The organism is Streptomyces sp. NPDC001530 (genome assembly GCF_042894545.1).
Classification (GTDB): Bacteria; Actinomycetota; Actinomycetes; order Streptomycetales; family Streptomycetaceae; genus Streptomyces.
The window spans coordinates 517,722-538,147 of sequence record NZ_JBIAVS010000002.1 but is presented as its reverse complement, the minus strand read 5'-3'; the positions used below and the strand labels follow the sequence as shown (position 1 = coordinate 538,147).

At 70.2% G+C, this 20,426-nt stretch carries 17 protein-coding genes; 16 read left to right on the top strand and 1 reads right to left on the bottom strand.

What is annotated here, in order from left to right:
* The first annotated feature begins 65 nt into the window (after nucleotides 1-65).
* The 13 genes from obgE (at nucleotide 66) to ACFY0T_RS05205 (ending at nucleotide 17,867) form a co-directional block, all read left to right on the top strand.
* Complete coding sequence (obgE, locus tag ACFY0T_RS05265) at nucleotides 66-1,502, top strand: GTPase ObgE (protein ID WP_388864705.1); 1,437 nt, start codon at nucleotides 66-68, stop codon at nucleotides 1,500-1,502.
* Nucleotides 1,503-1,733: 231 nt separating this feature from the next.
* Nucleotides 1,734-3,167 (top strand): VCBS repeat-containing protein, encoded by a 1,434-nt coding sequence (locus ACFY0T_RS05260; protein ID WP_388864704.1) that lies wholly within the window; start codon nucleotides 1,734-1,736, stop codon nucleotides 3,165-3,167.
* Nucleotides 3,168-3,342: 175 nt separating this feature from the next.
* A complete protein-coding gene (locus ACFY0T_RS05255) occupies nucleotides 3,343-4,089 on the top strand; it encodes an FG-GAP repeat protein (RefSeq protein WP_388864702.1) in 747 nt (248 codons plus the stop codon).
* A 264-nt stretch (nucleotides 4,090-4,353) separates the two neighbouring features.
* A complete protein-coding gene (locus tag ACFY0T_RS05250) occupies nucleotides 4,354-5,904 on the top strand; it encodes an alkaline phosphatase D family protein (protein WP_388864701.1) in 1,551 nt (516 codons plus the stop codon).
* A 137-nt stretch (nucleotides 5,905-6,041) separates the two neighbouring features.
* Nucleotides 6,042-7,229 (top strand): hypothetical protein, encoded by a 1,188-nt coding sequence (locus ACFY0T_RS05245; protein ID WP_388864699.1) that lies wholly within the window; start codon nucleotides 6,042-6,044, stop codon nucleotides 7,227-7,229.
* A gap of 197 nt (nucleotides 7,230-7,426) precedes the next feature.
* Nucleotides 7,427-8,926 (top strand): D-ribitol-5-phosphate cytidylyltransferase, encoded by a 1,500-nt coding sequence (locus ACFY0T_RS05240; protein ID WP_388864697.1) that lies wholly within the window; start codon nucleotides 7,427-7,429, stop codon nucleotides 8,924-8,926.
* A gap of 156 nt (nucleotides 8,927-9,082) precedes the next feature.
* Nucleotides 9,083-11,203, top strand: a complete 2,121-nt coding sequence (locus ACFY0T_RS05235; protein WP_388864695.1) for a hypothetical protein — start codon at nucleotides 9,083-9,085, stop codon at nucleotides 11,201-11,203.
* A 229-nt stretch (nucleotides 11,204-11,432) separates the two neighbouring features.
* Nucleotides 11,433-12,575 (top strand): glycosyltransferase family 2 protein, encoded by a 1,143-nt coding sequence (locus ACFY0T_RS05230; RefSeq protein WP_388864761.1) that lies wholly within the window; start codon nucleotides 11,433-11,435, stop codon nucleotides 12,573-12,575.
* A 156-nt stretch (nucleotides 12,576-12,731) separates the two neighbouring features.
* On the top strand, nucleotides 12,732-13,883 hold the full coding sequence (gene proB, locus ACFY0T_RS05225; RefSeq protein WP_388864694.1) for a glutamate 5-kinase: 1,152 nt from the start codon (nucleotides 12,732-12,734) through the stop codon (nucleotides 13,881-13,883).
* A gap of 177 nt (nucleotides 13,884-14,060) precedes the next feature.
* Nucleotides 14,061-14,549, top strand: a complete 489-nt coding sequence (locus tag ACFY0T_RS05220) for a hypothetical protein (protein WP_388864692.1) — start codon at nucleotides 14,061-14,063, stop codon at nucleotides 14,547-14,549.
* A 115-nt stretch (nucleotides 14,550-14,664) separates the two neighbouring features.
* On the top strand, nucleotides 14,665-15,951 hold the full coding sequence (locus tag ACFY0T_RS05215) for a glutamate-5-semialdehyde dehydrogenase (RefSeq protein WP_388864690.1): 1,287 nt from the start codon (nucleotides 14,665-14,667) through the stop codon (nucleotides 15,949-15,951).
* Between the two features lie 93 nt (nucleotides 15,952-16,044).
* A complete protein-coding gene (locus ACFY0T_RS05210; protein ID WP_388864688.1) occupies nucleotides 16,045-16,686 on the top strand; it encodes a hypothetical protein in 642 nt (213 codons plus the stop codon).
* A 113-nt stretch (nucleotides 16,687-16,799) separates the two neighbouring features.
* Nucleotides 16,800-17,867, top strand: coding sequence for a hypothetical protein (locus ACFY0T_RS05205; protein ID WP_388864687.1), 1,068 nt, complete (start codon nucleotides 16,800-16,802; stop codon nucleotides 17,865-17,867).
* 49 nt (nucleotides 17,868-17,916) lie between these two features.
* On the opposite strand, the gene ACFY0T_RS05200 is transcribed toward ACFY0T_RS05205, so the two are convergent.
* Nucleotides 17,917-19,083 carry a M48 family metallopeptidase gene (locus ACFY0T_RS05200; RefSeq protein ID WP_388864685.1) on the bottom strand — a complete coding sequence of 389 codons (1,167 nt, stop codon included), beginning with the start codon at nucleotides 19,081-19,083 and terminating at the stop codon, nucleotides 17,917-17,919.
* Between the two features lie 103 nt (nucleotides 19,084-19,186).
* On the opposite strand from ACFY0T_RS05200, the gene ACFY0T_RS05195 reads away from it, so the two are divergent.
* The 3 genes from ACFY0T_RS05195 (at nucleotide 19,187) to nadD (ending at nucleotide 20,418) form a co-directional block, all read left to right on the top strand.
* Nucleotides 19,187-19,345 carry a hypothetical protein gene (locus tag ACFY0T_RS05195; RefSeq protein WP_189185108.1) on the top strand — a complete coding sequence of 53 codons (159 nt, stop codon included), beginning with the start codon at nucleotides 19,187-19,189 and terminating at the stop codon, nucleotides 19,343-19,345.
* Nucleotides 19,346-19,476: 131 nt separating this feature from the next.
* Entirely contained in the window at nucleotides 19,477-19,638 is a 162-nt protein-coding gene (locus ACFY0T_RS05190; protein WP_327428662.1) for a hypothetical protein, read from the top strand.
* A 69-nt stretch (nucleotides 19,639-19,707) separates the two neighbouring features.
* Complete coding sequence (gene nadD, locus ACFY0T_RS05185; RefSeq protein WP_388864683.1) at nucleotides 19,708-20,418, top strand: nicotinate-nucleotide adenylyltransferase; 711 nt, start codon at nucleotides 19,708-19,710, stop codon at nucleotides 20,416-20,418.
* Nucleotides 20,419-20,426 lie beyond the last annotated feature (8 nt).

Genomic DNA, 20,426 nt, shown 5'->3' with positions numbered 1-20,426 from the left:
AAGCGGGTCCGCCTTTCGCGTGTTACTGAAGAGACATTCCCGTACGTTTCTGGAGGCACTGAACCATGACCACCTTCGTGGACCGCGTCGAGCTGCATGTCGCCGCGGGTAGCGGAGGCCACGGCTGTGCCTCCGTACACCGGGAGAAGTTCAAGCCGCTCGGCGGCCCCGATGGCGGCAACGGCGGCCGTGGCGGTGACGTGATCCTGGTCGTCGACCAGTCCGTCACCACGCTGCTCGACTACCACCACTCCCCGCACCGCAAGGCCACCAACGGCAAGCCCGGTGAGGGCGGCAACCGTTCCGGCAAGGACGGCCAGGACCTGATCCTGCCGGTGCCGGACGGCACGGTCGTGCTCGACAGGGCGGGCAATGTGCTCGCCGACCTCGTCGGCCACGGCACGTCGTACGTCGCCGCACAGGGCGGGCGTGGCGGCCTCGGCAACGCGGCGCTGGCCTCGGCCCGCCGCAAGGCGCCCGGCTTCGCGCTGCTCGGCGTGCCCGGCGACCTGCAGGACATCGTCCTGGAGCTGAAGACGGTCGCGGACGTGGCGCTCGTCGGCTACCCGAGCGCCGGCAAGTCGTCGCTGATCTCGGTCCTGTCGGCCGCCAAGCCGAAGATCGCGGACTATCCGTTTACGACGCTGGTACCGAATCTGGGTGTCGTGACGGCGGGCGAGACCGTCTACACGATCGCGGATGTCCCGGGCCTCATTCCCGGCGCGAGCCAGGGCAAGGGCCTCGGCCTGGAATTCCTGCGCCATGTGGAGCGCTGCAGCGTGCTGGTCCACGTGCTGGACACGGCGACCCTGGAGTCCGACCGTGACCCCGTCTCCGACCTCGACATCATCGAGGAGGAGCTGAAGCAGTACGGCGGCCTCGGTAACCGGCCGCGACTCGTCGTCCTCAACAAGATCGACGTACCGGACGGCATGGACCTGGCCGAGATGGTCCGCCCCGACCTGGAGGCGCGCGGCTACCGCGTCTTCGAGGTGTCGGCGGTCGCGCACATGGGCCTCAAGGAGCTGTCCTTCGCGCTCGCCGACCTGGTCGGGCGGGCGCGCGCCGCCAAGCCCAAGGAAGAAGCGACCCGGATCGTCATCCGCCCGAAGGCGGTCGACGACGCCGGCTTCACCGTGGCCCAGGAGGAGGACGGCCTCTTCCGCGTGCGCGGCGAGAAGCCCGAGCGCTGGGTCCGCCAGACCGACTTCAACAACGACGAGGCCGTCGGCTACCTCGCCGACCGGCTCGCCCGTCTCGGCGTCGAGGAAGAGCTGATGAAGGCGGGCGCCCGGGCGGGTGACGGCGTCGCCATCGGGCCCGAGGAGAACGCGGTCGTCTTCGACTGGGAGCCCACCGTCATGGCCGGCGCGGAGATGCTGGGCCGGCGTGGTGAGGACCATCGGTTCGAGGCGCCTCGGCCTGCGGCGCAGCGGCGGCGGGAGCGGCAGGCGGAGCGGGACGAGGCGGAGAAGGAGTACGACGGCTTCGAGCCGTTCTAGGTTCTTCGCCCCCTCCGCCCCTACCCGTCCCCTACCTGGGGGCTCCGCCCCCAGACCCCCGTATCGCGCTTCGCGCTCGTCCTCAAACGCCGGACGGGCCAAAACCTGTGAACGCCAGGGAAAGTCGCGGCATAGGCAGGGCAACCAACCGGGTGGGCCGGGAGTCGTAGTGGGCGCGGATGAGGATCTTCCTCTCCGCGCTCAACTGCCTTCCAAATGCCCGGAGTCGACGTGTCCGAGTCCGTCCTGCCGAGACCGCGCCGAGCCGTCGTGACAGCGATCGCCCTGCTCGGCGCGACCACCACCGCCCTCCCGATCGCCCACGCCGCCCCCGCCACCGCGACGAGCGCGCGGCAGGACTTCAACGGCGACGGGTACGAGGACCTCGCCGTGGCCGCCCCGTCCGCGACGGTGAACGGCAGGACGCGGGCCGGCTACGTAGCCGTGCTGTACGGGTCGGCCGGCGGGCTCGGCACCGGCAACAAGATGGTGTACACGCAGGCGTCCTCCGGCGTCCCCGGCACGGTGGAGATGGACGACCGCTTCGGGCAGCGGCTCGCCACGGCCGACCTGGACGGCGACGGGTTCACCGACCTGCTGGTCGAGTCCGGCGGCGAACGCTGGCAGCAGGGCGGTATCGACCGGCAGGGCAGCAGGACCGTGCTGTGGGGCGGCCGCGGCGGCTTCACCTCAGGGAAGGTGCTGCCCGCCGTGACCACCGGCCCGTACCAGGGCGGTCCGACCGTCGCCGGCGACTTCAACGGCGACGGCCACCAGGACCTGCTGCAGCGCGGCCGCCTGCAGTTCGGTCCCTTCGGCCGCGACGGCGTCCCCACCGCCACCCAGAACGGCGCGGAGATCGTCGACGGCGACATGGAGGTGAACGCCGCTGTGGCCGGAGACGTGGACGGCGACGGCATCACCGACCTCGTCTCGGTGGCCCGCACGTACGACCGGGACGACGAGGGCAACTACGGCTACCAGTTGAACTACGTCCACGGCAGCGCGAACGGCCTGCAGGCGCCCACCATCCTCAAGGACGCGCAGGGCCGTTGGATCGACCCGGCGACCTCCGCGCTGGCGGTCGGTGACGTCAACGGCGACCACCGTGCGGACATCGTCCTGGGCGACGCCAGGATCCAGGTCCTCTACGCCACGGCGAGCGGCCCGGCCGCCGCCACCCCGCAGGTGATCACCCAGGACACCCCGGGGGTGCCGGGCGTCCAGGAGCGGGACGACAGTTTCGGCAGCGCGCTCTCGGTCGGGGACGTCGACGGCGACGGGTACGGGGACATCCTGGCGGGCAACCGCGACGAGACCTTCAGCGGTCTGCGGCAGGCGGGCACCTTTGCTGTTGTACCCGGCGGGCCGAACGGGCCGACCGGCGCCGGCACCAAGGTCTTCAGCCAGAACACGGCCGACGTGCCCGGCACGGCCGAGCAGGGCGACCACTTCGGCGACAACACCCACCTCGTGGACGGCAACGGCGACGGCAGGGCGGAGCCGGTCGTCGCCGCGACCCAGGAGGACTCCGGAGCCGGCGCCGTCTGGGTGTTCCGCTCCACCTCCGCCGGAGCCACCGCCAAGGGCTCCTTCGCCTTCGGCGCCCGCGTCCTCGGCACGGTCGCGAGCGGCGCCGGCCTCGGTGTCACCTTCCCGAACTGATTCCTCAACTCCCGTACCTCCGGCGCTGGTTCGCCCGCTCCGAGCGCCCGTCGCATTTCCCCCCGGTTCGCTACCAGGTCAGGAACACATCCATGTCCCACCGCCGTTCCCGTCTCTCCGGCCGCAGACCGTTCGTCCTCGTGTCGGTGTCGCCCTGGCCGCGGGCGTGCTGGCGGTGCCCGCCGTCAACGCCGCCACCGTCTCGGAGACGGTGACCACGCCCAGCGCCAAGCGGCTGCACGACGACTTCAACGGTGACGGTTATCCGGATCTGGCGATCGGAGCGCCGAACACCGCGGTCAGCGGTCTGTCGAAGGCCGGTGCGGTCAGCGTGCTGTACGGCGACGTCTTCGTGCCGCTCGCCAAGGGCGGCATGGTCACCTACGTCCCGGGCGGCGCGAGCGGTCCCGACGGCACCGGGGCGACGTTCTTCAACCAGGACAGCCCCGGCGTACCGGGCGTCGCCGAGGGAGCCGACGGAAGCGGTGGCAGCGACTACTTCGGCAGGTCGATCTCCGTCGGCGACATCGACGGCGACGGTTACGCGGACGTGTCCGTCGGCGTGCCGGGCGAGGACTTCGACGGCAAGACGCGGGCCGGTTCCGTGGTCACGATGCGCGGCACCGCGAGCGGCCTGACCGGCAGCGGCGCCAAGGTGTTCAGCCAGGACACCGACGGGGTCCCCGGCACCGCGGAGAACCAGGACGTCTTCGGCTCGGCCACCCGGCTGATCGACGCCAACCGCGACGGGCGCGCCGAACTCGCCGTCGGAGCGCCCGGTGAGAACACTGGCGCCGGTTCCGTGTGGGTCTTCCGCTCCGCCTCCTCCGGTGTGACCCCGACCGGCTCGTACACCTTCGGCGCGGGCACGCTCGGCACGGTGGCGGCGGGCGCCCGTCTGGGCACGGGGTTCGCTTACTGATCGTCCGTCCGGGTACGGGGTTCGCTTACTTATCGCCGGTCCGCGTACGGGGCTCGCTTACTGATCAGCCGTCCACGTACGGGGTTTTCGCTTACTGATCGTCCGTCAGGCCCGCTGCGACGCGGGGAGGTTGCCGTGTCGCAGCGGGTCGTTCGTTGCTCGTGCATTTGTCATGCCTAGGATGCGTACCGTTCAGCGAGCGGGCTGCTGCGCCGTGTGGGCTCTCAGGTGTCCAAGGGGCCACCGACGCAAGGGAGTTCGCCGATGACCGGAGCAATCTCACGCGATCGACGCCGCTTTCTCACCGCGGGAGCCGCCGTGCTCGGCGCCGCCGCCTCCGCCCAGTTGTGGCTGCCGACCGCCGCCCGCGCGGCGGAAACACCGCTGCCCGACGGCGTGTTCACGCTCGGCGTCGCCTCCGGAGACCCGCTGCCCGACGCCGTCGTGCTGTGGACCAGACTCGCCCCCGACCCGCTGAACGGCGGCGGCATGCCCGACCGCACCGTGTCGGTGGACTGGGAGATCGCCGAGGACGGCCGCTTCCGGAAGCCGGTGCGCCGCGGCACCGCGCAGGCACGGCCCGAGTTCGGGCACAGCGTGCACGTCGACGTCCGCGGGCTGCGCCCCGACCATGCGTACTGGTACCGCTTCCGCGCCGAAGGGCAGCTCTCGCCGACCGGCCGCACCCGCACCGCCCCGCCCCCGTACAGCTCGGGCGGCTCGCTGCGGGTCGCCCTCGCCTCCTGCCAGAACTGGCAGAACGGCTACTTCACGCCGTACGCCGACATGCTCGACCAGGACCCCGACGTCGTCCTCTTCGTCGGTGACTACATCTACGAGTCCAAGCCCTCGGCGACGGCCGTACGCAAGCACGAGGGCAGCGACGAGCCGTACACCCTCGTCCAGTACCGCAACCGCTACGCGCAGTACCGCACCGATCCGCACCTCGCGGCGATGCACGCGAACGCCCCCTGGGTGGTCACCTTCGACGACCACGAGGTCGACAACGACTTCGCCGGCGAGATCCCGCAGGACCCCGACAAGCAGTCGCACGACGCCTTCGTGGCCCGGCTGACCGCGGCCTACCAGGCGTACTACGAGCACATGCCGGTCCGGGCCACCGCGATCCCGAACGGGCCGCACATCCAGATGTACCGGCGGCTCGACTTCGGACGCCTGGCCCGCCTCAACGTGCTGGACACCCGGCAGTTCCGCAGCAACCAGGCGACCAGCCAGGAAGGCGCCGAGGACCCCTCGCTCACCATGCTCGGCGCCGAGCAGAAGGAGTGGCTGCTCGACGGCCTGCACAAGTCGCCGACCCGCTGGAACCTGATCGCCTCGCAGATCATGATGGCCGAGACCGACCTCAAGGTCGGCGAGGGCAAGCTCTGGTACTACGACGCCTGGGACGGCTACCAGGCCGAACGCAACGCCCTCATGGAGGAGTTCGCGAGCATCCGCAACCCGGTCGTGATGACCGGCGACCGGCACCTCACCATGATCAGCGATCTCAAGGAGGACTTCGCCGACCCGGACTCCGACGTCGTCGGCGCCGAGTTCGTCGGCACCTCCATCTCCAGCGGCGGCGACCAGGACCAGGCGGCCTTCCACAAGGAGTGGGACCCGCGGATGGCGGACAACCCGCACTGGAAGCTCATCGATGCCCACCGCGGCTACCACCTCTTCGACATCCGCCGCGACGGCATCGACGCCCAGGTGCGCGTCCCGGAGACGGTGCTCCAGCCGGACGCCGCCTCCAGCACGCTGGCCCGGCTGCGGGTCGAGGCGGGGGAGCCGGGCGTACGGCTCGTATGACGGCCACTTGAGCACCTGAGCCGGGCGTCCGGCTCGGGTGAACCGCCGCTGAACCGTGAGTGACGCCCTGGGACTCACAGGAGTCCCAGGGCTTTTCTCAGTCTGCGCTCAGGAAGGGTCCTTAACGTCCTCTTACCATGGAGACCGACTGTTCGAGACACCACACGACAGCCGCTGAGACGGCTGCCCCCGCGCCGCTGCCCTCCGGTACCCGGCTGCTACACATAGGCCCGCACAAGACCGGGACCACATCCATCCAGGGCGCGCTGTTCGCCGTGAAGGACGCGATCGCCGAGTACGGCGTCGCCTTCCCCGCACACAGCCGGCACCCCATGGAAGCCGCCCTCGCGGTGTGTGCCCGGCCCGGGATGATGGGCGCCACCCGGCCCACCGAGGGGCACTGGCAGCGGCTCCTGGAGGCGGTGCGCGCCACCGGGAAGCAGACCTCGGTGATCAGCAGCGAGTTCTTCGCGGACGCTCCCGACGACGAGACCATCGCGCGGATCGTCGACGATTTGGGCCAAGGCCGCGTGCACGTCCTGGTCACGCTGCGCCCGCTGGCCAAGATCATGCCCTCGCAGTGGCAGCAGTACGTGCAGAACGGTCTGCGCATGGGGTACGAGGACTGGCTCGACCACATGCTGCGCAAGGCCCCGTACGAGAAGCCGAACCCGAGCTTCTGGCGCCGCCACCGTCACGACCGGCTCGTCGAGCGCTGGGCACGGGTGGTCGGCGCCGAGAACGTCACCGTCGTCGTGGTCGACGACCGAGACCGCGGCGGTGTGATGCGCACCTTCGCATCCCTCCTCGGCCTGCCCGACGGTCTCCTCGCGGAGGTGCCGGACACGGCGAACCGCTCCCTCACGCTCGCCGAGACCGAAATGCTGCGGAAGCTCAACATGGAATTCCGCGGAAACGGCCTGCCTGACGAGCTGTATTCCAAGCTGGTGCGGGGCGGCGCGGTCATGCATATGAAGAACAGCTGCCGCCCCGCGCCGGACGACGCGCGGATCACCACCCCGGCGTGGGCCCTGGAGGCGGCCGCCGGAATCGGCGCGGAGATGGCCGAGCGGATCGGCACCATGGGCGTACGGATCCTCGGCGACCCGGCGCTGCTGTCCGCCGTGCCCCCGTCGGCGGGCACGGAGCCAGCCCCCGCCCGCATCGACCCGGAGGTGGCGGCCCACGCGCTGTACGGGGCGCTCGCGGTGGCGGCCGAGGTCCCCGCGCGCCCCGCCACCGCCCGCACCGTTCACCAGACGCCGTCCAGGGAACTCGTCCGGGTCCTCGGCCACCGTGTGCTCAGGCGCCTCAAGCGCACCTGAGGAGAACACGTACGAAAAACGTGTGCAGTTACTCACAGCAAATCCGGACAATCCGGTCCGAGTTCTCGGAAGTCGCCTGCGTGCAAGGTGAATAACCGGTTGCGCTCACATATGCAGCAGGCGGCGCTCACCTTGCATGGCAGTAACCGTAAGTGGGACCATTCCCAGGTTCCCTGTCGCCCCAAGGTAGGTCACCTGTGTCTGAGCGCATTGCCAAGCCCCGTACCACCGCAGTGATCCTGGCCGGCGGCACCGGTCAGCGTGTGGGTCTGTCGATTCCGAAGCAGCTGCTGAAGATCGCCGGCAAGGCGGTCATCGAGCACACGCTGACCACCTTCGAGCAGGCCGACTCGATCGACGACATCATCGTGCTGATGGCTCCCGGCTATGTGCCGGACGTCGAGAAGATCATCGCCAAGGCGGGCCTCAAGAAGGTCACCAAGGTGATCGAGGGCGGCTCCACGCGGAACGAGACCACCGAGCGCGCCATCGCCGCCCTGGGCGAGGGGCTGGCCGAGGGCGAGGACCGCAACGTCCTGTTCCACGACGCCGTGCGCCCGCTGCTGTCCGAGCGCGTCATCAACGACTGCGTGACCGCGCTGGAGCGCTACCAGGCCGTCGACGTCGCCATCCCGTCCGCGGACACGATCATCGTGACGCGCACCCACGGCGAGGACGGCGAGTTCATCACCGAGATCCCGGACCGCTCCCGGCTGCGCCGCGGCCAGACGCCCCAGGCGTTCAAGCTGTCCACCATCCGCCGCGCCTACGAGGTCGCGGCCGGTGACCCCAACTTCCAGGCCACCGACGACTGCTCCGTCGTACTCAAGTACCTGCCGGACGTGCCGATCCACGTCGTCGCGGGTGACGAGTACAACATGAAGGTCACGCAGCCCGTCGACGTTTTCATCGCCGACAAGCTCTTCCAGCTCGCCTCCACCGCCGCGCCCGAGCAGGCCGGCGAGGAGGCCTACCGCCAGCTGCTCACCGGCAAGACCGTGGTGGTCTTCGGCGGTTCGTACGGCATCGGCAAGGACATAGCCGAACTCGCCGAGGGCTATGGCGCGAAGACGTACGCGCTGGGCCGCTCGACCACCGGCACGCACGTCGAGAACCCGGAGGAGGTCGACGACGCGCTGTCCACGGCGTACGCCGAGACCGGGCGCATCGACTACGTCATCAACACCGCGGGTGTGCTGCGCATCGGCAAGCTCGCCGAGACGGACAACGCGACCATCGAGGAAGCGCTGAAGGTCAACTACCTGGCCCCGGTGCAGATCGCCCGCTCCTCCTACAAGTACCTGGCCGAGACCAAGGGCCAGTTGCTGCTCTACACCTCCAGCAGCTACACCCGCGGCCGCGCCGAGTACAGCCTCTACTCCTCGACCAAGGCCGCCATGGTGAACCTCACCCAGGCGCTGTCCGACGAGTGGGCCGCCGACGGCATCCGCGTCAACTGCATCAACCCCGAGCGCACCGCGACCCCGATGCGCACCAAGGCGTTCGGCCAGGAGCCCGCGGGCTCGCTGCTGTCCTCCGAGGCCGTGGCGCGCACCTCGCTCGACGTCCTCGTCTCCGAGCTGACCGGTCACGTGATCGACGTCCGCCAGCAGGACCCGACGGCGGGCGCGGGCCAGGCGTCCGGTTTCGAGGCGGCGCTGGCCAGCGTGCTGGACCGTCAGGACGGCGTGGCATAATCAAATACGAATAGTCTTCTTACGGAATTCAGGCCTCTGTGTGTGCGAATTTACCGCGCATTCACAGAGGCCTGAATCCGTAAAGTTCTCTTTTAGCACCAAAATCTTCACTTTCCGTACCAAACCGGCACTCACCCCTCAAGAGCAGGTTTCTCCGTGATTTCCACCGCTATTCGCGTTGCCCGGGTGGGCAGCGCGGCCGAGCTGGCCGCGGCGGCCCTCATGATGCTGGGCTTCCCCTGCCTGATGCTGGCCGCGCTCCTGCCGAGCGTCGCTGCCTTCGCGGCCGCGGCCGCCGTGACGTACCTGGCGGACCACTATCTGCACCGGCGCGGCAGCTATCTCGTCAACCGCCTCAGCAAGGTGCGGGCCGGTCTGTCCATCAGGTTCCTGATCCGGCAGCTGCTCCTTGTGCTGCTGCTGGCACGGCTGGACCTGTCCGACAGCATGGTCTTCTACGCCGCCATCGCGTGCTTCCTGGCCTTCTACGGCTTCCAGGCCCCGCACGGCGCGCTGATCACGCTGATCCGGCTGCGCCGCAAGATGCCCGTCGCCACCCGCAACGTGGACCTGGCCTCGCGCATCCGCATCCCGGACGCGCCCCCGCGCCGTCTGCTGCACCGGTCCGCCGAGAAGATGCTCCACCTCGACCTCGTCGCGGTCACCGGCGTGCTCGTCACCGCGGCGACCGAGGACGACCTCTACGGGTTCGTGGGTGTCGCGGTCACGCTGGTGCTGGCCTTCGGCTATGTCGCCGCGCTCGTCCCGTTCGTGCGCGGGAAGAGGATCCCGCCGAACGCCGAGAAGGTCCTGGAGGCCGTCGACGACTGGCTGCGCGAGTACCGCCCGGAGACGGTGCTCTACTTCTCGGGCTCCAGGGACTCCGCGTACCAGGTCAACATGTGGCTGGAGACGATGGAGCAGCTGGACACCAAGCCGCTGATCATCCTCCGTGAGCGCGCCATCCTGGATCGCATGGCGCCCACCACCGTGCCGGTCATCTGCGTGCCCGGAGGGGTGCACCTGATGAACATGGACCTGTCCACGGTGCGGGTCGCGCTCTACGCGGCGAACGTCGGCAAGAACATCCACATGCTGCGTGTGCCGACCATCAAGCACGTCTTCATAGGCCACGGCGACAGCGACAAGCTCGCCAGCGTCAACCCGTTCAGCAAGGTGTACGACGAGGTGTGGACCGCCGGCCGCGCGGGCCGCGACCGCTACGCCATCGCCGACGTCGGCGTCCGCGACGACGACATCGTGGAGGTCGGCCGCCCGCAGCTGGCGCCGATCCAGCCGTGGCGCGGCGTGCCCGAGGGGCCCCGCGACGGAGCCGCTGATGGACGCTGCCCCACCATTTTGTACGCCCCCACTTGGGAGGGCTGGGACGACAACCCCGGCAACACCTCCATCCTGCTGGCCGGCGAGAACATCGTGAAGCGGCTGCTCGCCGCCGACCAGCCGGTTCGCGTGCTCTACAAGCCGCACCCCTTCACCGGCACCCGCAGCGCGCAGGCCAAGGCCGCGCACCAGCGGATCACCGCGCTGGTGGAGAAGGCGGCCGCCGAGCGCGCCGCCGACCCGCGCTTCGCCGCCGACGCCGCGGCGCAGAGCGCGGCCAAGGCCGAGCTGGCCCGTATCGAGGCCCGCATCGCGGCGCTGACCGGCGCCGCCGAGAAGGGCGACGAGGCCGAGGCCACCCGCGACGGCATGGTCGACACGGCCAAGCACGCCGAGGTCGCCCGGCTGCGCGCCGAGTGGAACGACGCGTACTGGCGCTCCTTCGGCGCCTGGGAGCACCGCGTCATCACGGGCGCCGAGCCGCGCCTGTACGACTGCTTCAACGTCTCCGACGCGATGGTCTCGGACATCTCCAGCGTGGTCTCCGACTTCATCGCGAGCGGCAAGCCGTACGCGGTCACGGACTCCGCGGAGCTGGGCGTCGAGGAGTTCAAGCGGCAGAACACCGCGGTGCGCGCCGCCGTGATCCTGTCCAACTCGGCCGCCGAACTGGGCGAGTTGCTCGCCGCGGTGAGCGACCCCGCCGCCGACGCGCAGGCCGCCGACCGCCAGGAGCTAAAGCGGTATCTGCTCGGCCCGGACGAGCCGGCGTCGATCGACCAGTTCAACTCCGCGGTGGCGCAGCTGGCGCAGAAGGCCGAGCGGCGCAACCTCGGCCAGGAGACCGGCACTTCGGCCGCCGCCGTGGACCTGGCTCACGCGGTGCCTGTCCAGCGGGTGACCGGCGACACGGACGGTGCGGCGGTCACAGGCTGACCCGCCGATCCACGACAGGGCCCGGCCCCGAGGATTTCCTCGGGTCCGGGCCCTTTTGCTGTGAGCTGGGTCACGATATGAGTCGCTTAGAGCAACCAGTACGTACTTCCAGTCGTCTTCCAGGTAGCGATTGAGGTGATAAGAGGGAAATGTTCTCGGACACTTCCCGCAACAAGGGGGAAACGTGACGCAGCCTGATGTGAGCGTGATCATCGGGGCGTACGAGGCGATGCCGTACCTGGTCAAGTGCCTGGAATCCGTGGAGAACCAGACACTCGACCCCGCACGGATCGAGGTGATCGCCGTCGACGACGGCTCGACGGACGGCACGGGGGAGTATCTGGAGAAGTTCGCCGAGCGGGCGGCCATGTCCGTCACGGTGATCCGGCAGGCCAACTCGGGAGGCCCCAGCGGCCCGCGCAACGTCGGCCTCGGCAAGGCCCGCGGACGCTACGTCTTCTTCCTCGACGCCGACGACTACTTCGGCCCCGAGGCCCTGGAGCGGATGGTCGCCATGGCCGACGAGCACGGCACGGACGTGGTGCTCGGCAAGGTCGTCGGGGTCAACAGAAACGCCCCGAAGTCGATGTGGGGCAAGGATCAGCCCCGTACCGACGTCTTCTCCTCGAACATCAAGTTCACCCTCAGCGCGCAGAAGCTCTTCCGTCGCGAGCTGCTCACGCGGCACGGCATGCACTTCGACGAGTCGCTGAAGACCGGTGAGGACGCCCTGTTCACGATGGAGGCCTACCTCCGCGCGAACGGCGTCTCCGTGGTCGCCGGCTACGAGTGCTACTACCTGGTCGGCCGCGACGACGGCAAACACGTGACCAAGAGCGGCAGTTACGCCCTGCGCTTCGACTCCGCCCGCGCCCTGATGAGCCTGATCGCCGAGCACGCACCCGCCGGACCGCGCCGCGACGCCCTGATGATCCGCCCATTACTCATCACCCTGCTCCCGCAGTTCGGCCCGGGCTTCCTCAAACAGGGCGAGAAGGTCCGGCGCCACAAACTCGAGCTGGCCAAGCCGCTGTTGGACGCCTACTGGCACGAGGGCGTCGCCGCGCGCCTCAAGGTCCACGAACGCCTGCGTCTGCACCTCGTGGCCCAGGGGCGGGGCGATCTCCTCGCCGACGTACTGGAGTTCATCAAGGCGAAGAAGACCCCCGAGGTCCTCCTGGAGTCCCGCGGCCGCAAGGCCTACCTCGCCTACCCCCACTTCCGCGACCCGGGCGCGGGCATCCCGGACAGCTGCTACGTCCCGACGACCCGGGAAACGGTCACCATCGAGGGCTTCAAGCCACGCACCGCCCACTTCCCGCGGCTGCGACGGGTGGCCCGACGGGTGTTGGGGGCGCGGCGCGCGGCGTGACGCGGAGCGCGCGTCGTACGTCAACGGCTCCAGCGTCGTACGTCAACGGCTCCATCAGGGCCGCGTCCGCGTACTGGACCGAGGGGCGTCGGCCCACCCTCTTCGCGTAGATTGCCAGGCGGGGCACCCGGACCGACGCGAGGGGACACACAGCAGGTGGCAGGGGCAAGGCAGACCGTCGCGCAGACCCACAGGATCGCCGTAGCGCAGGCCCACAGGATCGTCGTCAAGGTGGGTTCCTCGTCGCTGACCACCGCTTCGGGCGGCCTCGACGCGGACCGGGTCGACGCCCTCGTCGACGTCCTCGCCAAGGCCCGCAGCGGCGGCGAGAGGGAGATCGTCCTCGTCTCGTCCGGCGCCATCGCGGCCGGTCTCGCGCCGCTGGGGCTGCGCCGCCGCCCCAAGGACCTCGCCCGGCAGCAGGCCGCCGCCAGCGTCGGCCAGGGCCTCCTGGTCGCCCGCTACACCGCCTCCTGCGCCCGCCACGGCATCCGCGTGGGACAGGTGCTCCTCACCTCCGACGACACCAGCCGACGCGCCCACCACCGCAACGCCTCCCGCACCCTCGACAAACTCCTTGCGATGGGCGCCCTGCCGGTCGTCAACGAGAACGACACCGTCGCCACGGACGAGATCCGCTTCGGCGACAACGACCGCCTCGCCGCGCTCGTCGCCCACCTCGTGCGGGCCGATCTGCTCGTGCTGCTCTCCGACGTGGACGGCGTGTACGACGGCGACCCCAGCAAGCCCGGCACCTCGCGGATAGCGGAAGTGCACGGGCCCGCCGATCTCGACGGCATCGAGATCGGCAGCGCGGGCAAGGCGGGCGTCGGCACCGGCGGCATGGCCACCAAGGTCGAGGCCGCCCGGATCGCGGCGGCCGCCGGCATCCCGGTCGTGCTGACCAGCACGATCCACGCCGCCGACGCCCTCGCGGGACGGGACACGGGCACCTACTTCCACCCCACGGGCAAGCGCTCCGCCGACCGGCTGCTGTGGCTGCAGCACGCCTCCACCCCGCAGGGCTCGCTCACCCTGGACGACGGGGCCGTGCGCGCGGTCGTCGAGCGGCGCAAGTCGCTGCTGCCGGCGGGCATCGCGTCCGTCGAGGGCGAGTTCACCGCGGGCGACCCGGTCGAGCTGCGCGACAGCACGGGCCGGGCGGTCGCGCGCGGCCTGGTGAACTTCGACGCCAAGGAGATTCCGCAGCTCATCGGCCGCTCGACGCGTGAGCTGGCCCGCGAGCTCGGACCCTCGTACGAGCGTGAGGTCGTGCACAGGGACGACCTGGTGATCCTGCATCCGTAAGACATCCGTTCCACGGCACGCCCGAAACAGCTGTCCACTACACCCGTAAACGGCCGATTCCCCTGCCTCCAGCGGGGGACGTTCCGTAAAACCGCCACGCGAAGGCTCCCCACCTGCTCAACTTTGTGGCAGAGGGACCCCGGTATTCGGTACGACCATTGCGTAAAGGAGGCCGTCGTGAGACGAGTGCGCCCTGGGGCGGCGGCGTCCCGCGGTGGTGCCGCCTCCCGTACCGGAGGTGCCGCCTCCCGTACGGGAGGCGAGGAACGGGCCCTGACGAGCGTCGCGGCCGGTGACACGTACGAGGGCGAGGAGCCCGCGGACCAGCCCCGGCTGTGGCACGTCACCCTGAGCGTCTCGGGCGGTGAGGCCCCGCTCAAGGAGGTCCGGCGCGCTCTCGAACAGCTCGCCCACGACCACCCCTTTCTGCTCACCAGCCGGTACGCCAACGACCACGCGGAGATCCGCTACTGGGAAGAGGCCCGCGACCTGCACGACGCGGCGGCGGTCGCGCTGCGCCTGTGGGGCGAGCACCGCCAGACCGCCAAGCTCCCGCCCTGGGAGATCGTCGGCCTGGAGGTCATCGACCGCGAGACGTACCACCAGCGGATCGCGGAGGGTTACGGACCGCTGCCGGCGACGCCCGTCGGGGTTCACCCCTTTTGAGCCCGCGCCGGGGTTCACGCCTTTTGAGCCCACGTCGGAGTTCACCCGTTTTGGGCCCGTCTCGCGGTGTGGGATAGCAGGTGGACCGGCCCGCTCGGCCCACTACCCTTCCCTCATGACCACGCTCTCGCCGTACGACTCGATGTCCCCGGTCACCCAGGCCGCCTACCGCGCGAAGGCCGCCGCCGCCGATCTCGCTCCCCTGCCGCGGGCCGAGAAGGACGACGCGCTGCTCGCGATCGCGGACGCCCTGGAAGTCCGTACGAGCGAAATCGTCGCAGCCAACGCCAAGGACATCGCGCGCGCCCGCGAGGCCGGGACCAGCGAGACCGTCATCGACCGGCTCACGCTCACACCCGAGCGTGTGCGCGCCATCGCCTCAGACGTCCGCGACGTCGTGGCGCTGCCCGATCCGGTCGGCGAGGTCGTCCGCGGTTCGACCCTCCCGAACGGCATCGACCTGCGCCAGGTCCGCGTCCCGCTCGGCGTCGTCGGGATCATCTACGAGGCCCGCCCGAACGTGACGGTCGACGCGGCCGCGCTGTGCCTGAAGTCCGGGAACGCGGTGCTGCTGCGCGGCTCGTCGTCCGCGTACGAGTCGAACACGGCCCTCGTACGGGTCCTGCGCGACGCCGTGGGCGGCGCCGGGCTGCCCGCCGACGCCGTCCAGCTCGTGCCCGGAGAGAGCCGTGAGTCGGTTCGCGAGCTGATGCGCGCCCGCGGCCTGGTCGACGTCCTGATCCCGCGCGGCGGCGCCTCGCTGATCCGCACGGTCGTCCAGGAGTCCACCGTCCCGGTCATCGAGACCGGCACCGGCAACTGCCATGTGTACGTCGACGCGCAGGCCGACCTCGACATGGCGATCGACATCCTGATCAACTCCAAGGCCCAGCGGCCCAGCGTCTGCAACGCCGCAGAGACGCTCCTGGTCCACCAGGACATCGCCCCCGAGTTCCTGCCGCGCGCCCTGGACGCCCTCGCGGACGCCGGGGTCACCGTGCACGCCGACGAGCGCGTGATGGCGTACGCCAAGGACTCCAAGGCGACCGTCGTCGAGGCGGTGGCGGAGGACTGGGAGACCGAGTACCTCTCGTACGACATCGCCGCCGCCGTCGTCGACTCGCTCGACAGGGCCGTGGAGCACATCCGGCTGTGGACCTCCGGCCACACCGAGGCCATCGTCACCACGTCCCAGCAGGCGGCCCGCCGCTTCACCCAGCTGGTCGACTCCACCACGGTCGCCGTGAACGCCTCGACGCGCTTCACCGACGGCGGCCAGTTCGGCTTCGGCGCCGAGATCGGCATCTCCACGCAGAAGCTGCACGCACGGGGGCCGATGGGCCTGCCGGAGCTGACGAGCACGAAGTACATCGTCACGGGGGACGGGCACATCCGGCGCTGACGCGCTGGGGGGGCGCGCCGTGCGGTGCGCGGCCCGCGCTCCGCGCGGGGCGCGTCTCGTCAGGTGGATGAATTTCCATACCGTCTGCCCAAATTGACCCCCCAGGTCTACTCTGGATCCGTGCCGGAGGACGTGGGGGGCACGCCGTTCCCTGACGGCTGGGAGCCCGACGACGACCGCGACCGCGGGGGTGCGGACGAAGAGTTCGCCTCCGTGGTCTTCGACGAGGCCTTCGTACGGGCGGCGGTGATCCACGAGCCGACCGCAGTGGAAAGACTCCTGGCAGCCGCCCAGGCCCGCGCGGAGGCCTCCGAGGCCGAGGCACGCCGGGCGCACACCCGGGGCGCACGGGGTGACGACGAGCGCTATGAGGACGGCTTCGGACCCGACGACCCCGGTGATTTCGGCCATGATCCCGACTTGGACGATCTGGACGACACCGAGGTCCTGGAAGGCCGCTACGGCGCACCGGGGACATACGGCAGGGCCTACGGAAAGCAGACCCGCTGGCACCGCCCCGTCGCCTGGATCCTCGCCCTCTTGATGGGCATCGGCATGGTCGCCCTCGCCTTCACGGCGGTCTACCGAGGCGCGTCCTCGGGCCGCCAGGAGCAGGTGCCGCCACCCGCCTCGACGGGCCTGGAACAGGGCCAGGACAAGGTCACCGGCACCGGCCCCTCCGCTTCGGCCGACTACTCCCAGCCAGCGGTGTCGGCGGACCCCCGAACACCGTGACACCAGCGCCCTGGACGGCTCCTCGAACACGGTGACGACACTGGTGAGAAGCTGTCAGAACTTGTCGTGTACCAGGGCGTTTACCGGACCTCCGGGAGACCTACTCTGAATGTATGGGCGGGCCTGGAGACCCACCTGAGGGGACACCCGAGGGCGCTCCCGCTGGTGGAGAGGACGAGTACCGATCCGTCGTCTTCGACGAGTCGTTCGTCCGTGCTGCCCGCCTCCAGGAGTTCTCCGCCCAGGAGCGCATGGCCGACCATGCCCCGGCCGTACGCCGTCGCCCCGCCCTCCATCGGGGGCTCTCCCGGCAGGCGCTGATCCTCGTCCTGCTGATCGCCATAGCCTTCGGCACCGCGATCTACATGGGCGTACGCCACCCGTACCAGACCCCGACCGCCCAGCCCCCCGAGCCGCTGCGGATGACGGTGATACCGCTGTCCCCGCAGACCGCCGTGCCCGGTTCCACGAGCGCCGACGAGCTGTACGCGCGCAGCCCGGCCGCCCAGTTCCGCATCGGCGCCGATGGCATCACGATGCCGGCCACCCGGCGTACCGCGCACTTCTCCGAAAGCCAGGTCGTCACCGCCCTGACCACCGCCAAGGACTACCTCGTCGAGTCCTCGCTCGACCCGGACGTGCTCACCGGCGGCGCCACCCGGCCCGTACGGATACTGCTCGACCCGCAGCAGCTCGACCAGTTCGACCAGAGCTTCGACCGGCCGACCGCCGATGGCCGGCACGCGTCCACCGGCTGGCTGGTCCGCTTCGACGCGACCCGCGCCCGGCTCGCCGACCAGAAGATCCGCGTGCAGGGCACCCTCCAGGCCGCCGAGTTCGACTCGAACACCCTTGAGGTCATCGCCGACCACACCTTCGTGTACGCGCTGAAGCCGACCGGCTCGGATGCGAAGGCCGAGGCCTCGCTGTTCACCGTCCGGCGCGAGCTGCACTTCCGCTTCGACCGCGACGACCTGCGCATGCACCAGGCCGAGCTGGTCGTCTCCTACGTCCAGGCCGGGCCGCTCGCCTGCTCCGAGGACTCGGTCGGCCAGCTGCGTCCGCTGCTCGCGGGACAGACGGCGAAGGCGGGCGGCCCGGCCGGTACCGACCCGTACGCCACCGGGAGCGCCACGGCGCTGTGCGGGTCGCTGGCGACGAGCGCGCAGCCGAAGCTGTGACCCGCGCCCCGCGCCCCGGGCTGCGCGGGTCACTCGGCCCGGGCTCTGATCAACCGCTGCTGTTGGGGCTCTCGTCGTCCGGGTGCGTGTCGGTGCCGCGCGGCGGCGCGTCCTCGGGCGAGCCGGACGTGTCCTTGGGCGATCCGGACGGGTCCTTGGGTGAGCCGCTCGCGAAGCCGCCGAAGCCGCCGAAGCCGCGTCGTACCCGGCCGCCGATGTCGCCCGCGCCCCCGGCTATGTCGCTGACCAGCTTCATCAGCGGGTCCTTGGAGTTCTTCACGTCGCTGGCGTAGCTGGCCGCCGACTGCCGGAAGGAGTCCGAGACCGAGGTGTCCTTGTCCTCGCTGCGCCGCGGGTAGTGACCGTCCATGATTCGCTGGTAGTCGCGGGACTCGGCCCACTTCTTCAGCTCGCCCGCGCGAACCGTGGTGAAGGGATGGGTGCGGGGTAGCACGTTGAGGATCTTGAGCACGGAGTCCCGCAGGTCACCTCCGGCCTCGTACTCCTCGGCCTGCCCGAGGAACGCGTCCACGTTCATCTCGTGCAGATGGTTGCCGCCCGCGATCTTCATCAGGCCGCGCATCGAGGCCCGCAGGTCCTGGCCGACCAGGAGCCCGGCGCGGTCCGCGGACAGCTCCGACTTGCGGAACCACTCGCGCAGCGCGGTCACGATCGCCATGATCGCGAGGTTCCCGAGCGGGATCCAGGCGACCCGGAGCGCGAGGCTGGTGAGGAACAGCAGGATCGTGCGGTAGACGGCGTGGCCGGACAGCGCGTGGCCGACTTCGTGTCCGACTACGGCCCGCATCTCCTCCTCGTCAAGGAGCTCGACGAGCCCCGTCGTCACGACGATGATCGGCTCGTCCAGACCGATGCACATCGCGTTCGGCTGCGGGTCCTGGGTGACGTACATCGGCGGGACCTTCTCCAGGTCCAGGATGTAACAGGCGTCCCGCAGCATGTCGTTGAGGTGCGCGAACTGGGCGTCCGAGACGCGCACCGAGTCGGACAGGAACAGCAGCCGCAGGCTGCGCTCGGGCAGCAGACCGCTGAGTGCCTTGAAGACCGTGTCGAAGCCGCTGAGCCTGCGCAGGGCCACCAGGGCCGAGCGGTCCGCCGGGTGTTCGTACGCCCGCGAGGAGATCCCCTCGAAGCGCCTGCGCTGCCTGCTCGGCACGTTCTCGTGCCCGTTCTGCTCGTGGCTGCCGTCGGACATGTGTTCCCCCATGTGCGTCTGAGTGCCCTCTGTGCCCCCAAGGCAACGCCCAGCCTAGGCGGAGATACCGTGGACTGGCAGTACAGAGAAGGAGTCGTACGCCATGGAGCACATCCCCGCAGCCGCGTGGCTCACCGAGGCCGCGAACGCGGCGGACAAGCAGGGCCCGGGCAATCTGCTCCGCGTCGTGCTGATCGTGATGGTGGTCGGGGTGGCCCTGACCGCCTGGTTCCTGCTACGGGGGTACAAGCGGGACGACTGAGTGCCGCGTCGGGCGGGGCGGCCGCGGCAACCGGCGTCCCCAACGGCGGAGTCGGCGTGATCGTGGCCGAGGCACCCGCATACGATGGGCCGACGTCTTTATCCCGCCCACACCGGATAGGTCCTGCCGAGATGAGCTTCCACAGCACCGCTGCACAGTTGGTCACCGTCGCCGCCGAGGGCGAGAACGGCGGCAACCACGAGAGCCTCAGCCCGTTCCTGACCGGCGGCGGGGCCCTCTTCATCCTGCTTCTGCTGCTGTGGATCACCACGCGATTCAACCGGGACCGCTGAGCCCTACCGGGCCCGCTCGGGGCCCCTGTCGGCCGGAGCCCGTCGACCGGGCCGGTAGGGTCTGCACGCATGGGAGAGCAGGACATGCCTACCGGTCCGGCGAGTGACACGGAGAGCGGCGCCACCGGCGCCGCCACGGGCGACGCGGCCACGCGTCTGACGACCGGCCCCGGAAACGGCCCCTCGAATCCGGGCAAGCGCCGCCTCGGTGTCATGGGCGGAACCTTCGACCCGATCCACCACGGGCACCTCGTGGCGGCCAGCGAGGTCGCCGCGCAGTTCCACCTCGACGAGGTGGTGTTCGTGCCGACCGGGCAGCCGTGGCAGAAGACCGACCGCAAGGTCACCCCCGCCGAGGACCGCTACCTGATGACGGTCATCGCGACCGCCGAGAACCCCCAGTTCTCGGTGAGCCGCATCGACATCGACCGCGGCGGCCCGACGTACACCACGGACACCCTGCGCGACCTGCGCGAGCTCAACCCCGACACGGACCTCTTCTTCATCACCGGCGCCGACGCGCTCAGCCAGATCCTCACCTGGCGGTACGCGGAAGAGCTGTTCTCCCTCGCGCACTTCATCGGGGTCACCCGGCCCGGCCACACTCTGACCGACCCGGGGCTTCCCGAGGGCGGTGTCTCGCTCGTCGAGGTCCCCGCGCTCGCCATCTCGTCCACAGACTGCCGTGCGAGAGTCGCCAAGGGCGATCCCGTCTGGTATCTGGTGCCGGACGGTGTGGTGCGCTACATCGACAAGCGCGAGCTGTACCGCGGCGAGTGAGCCGAGAG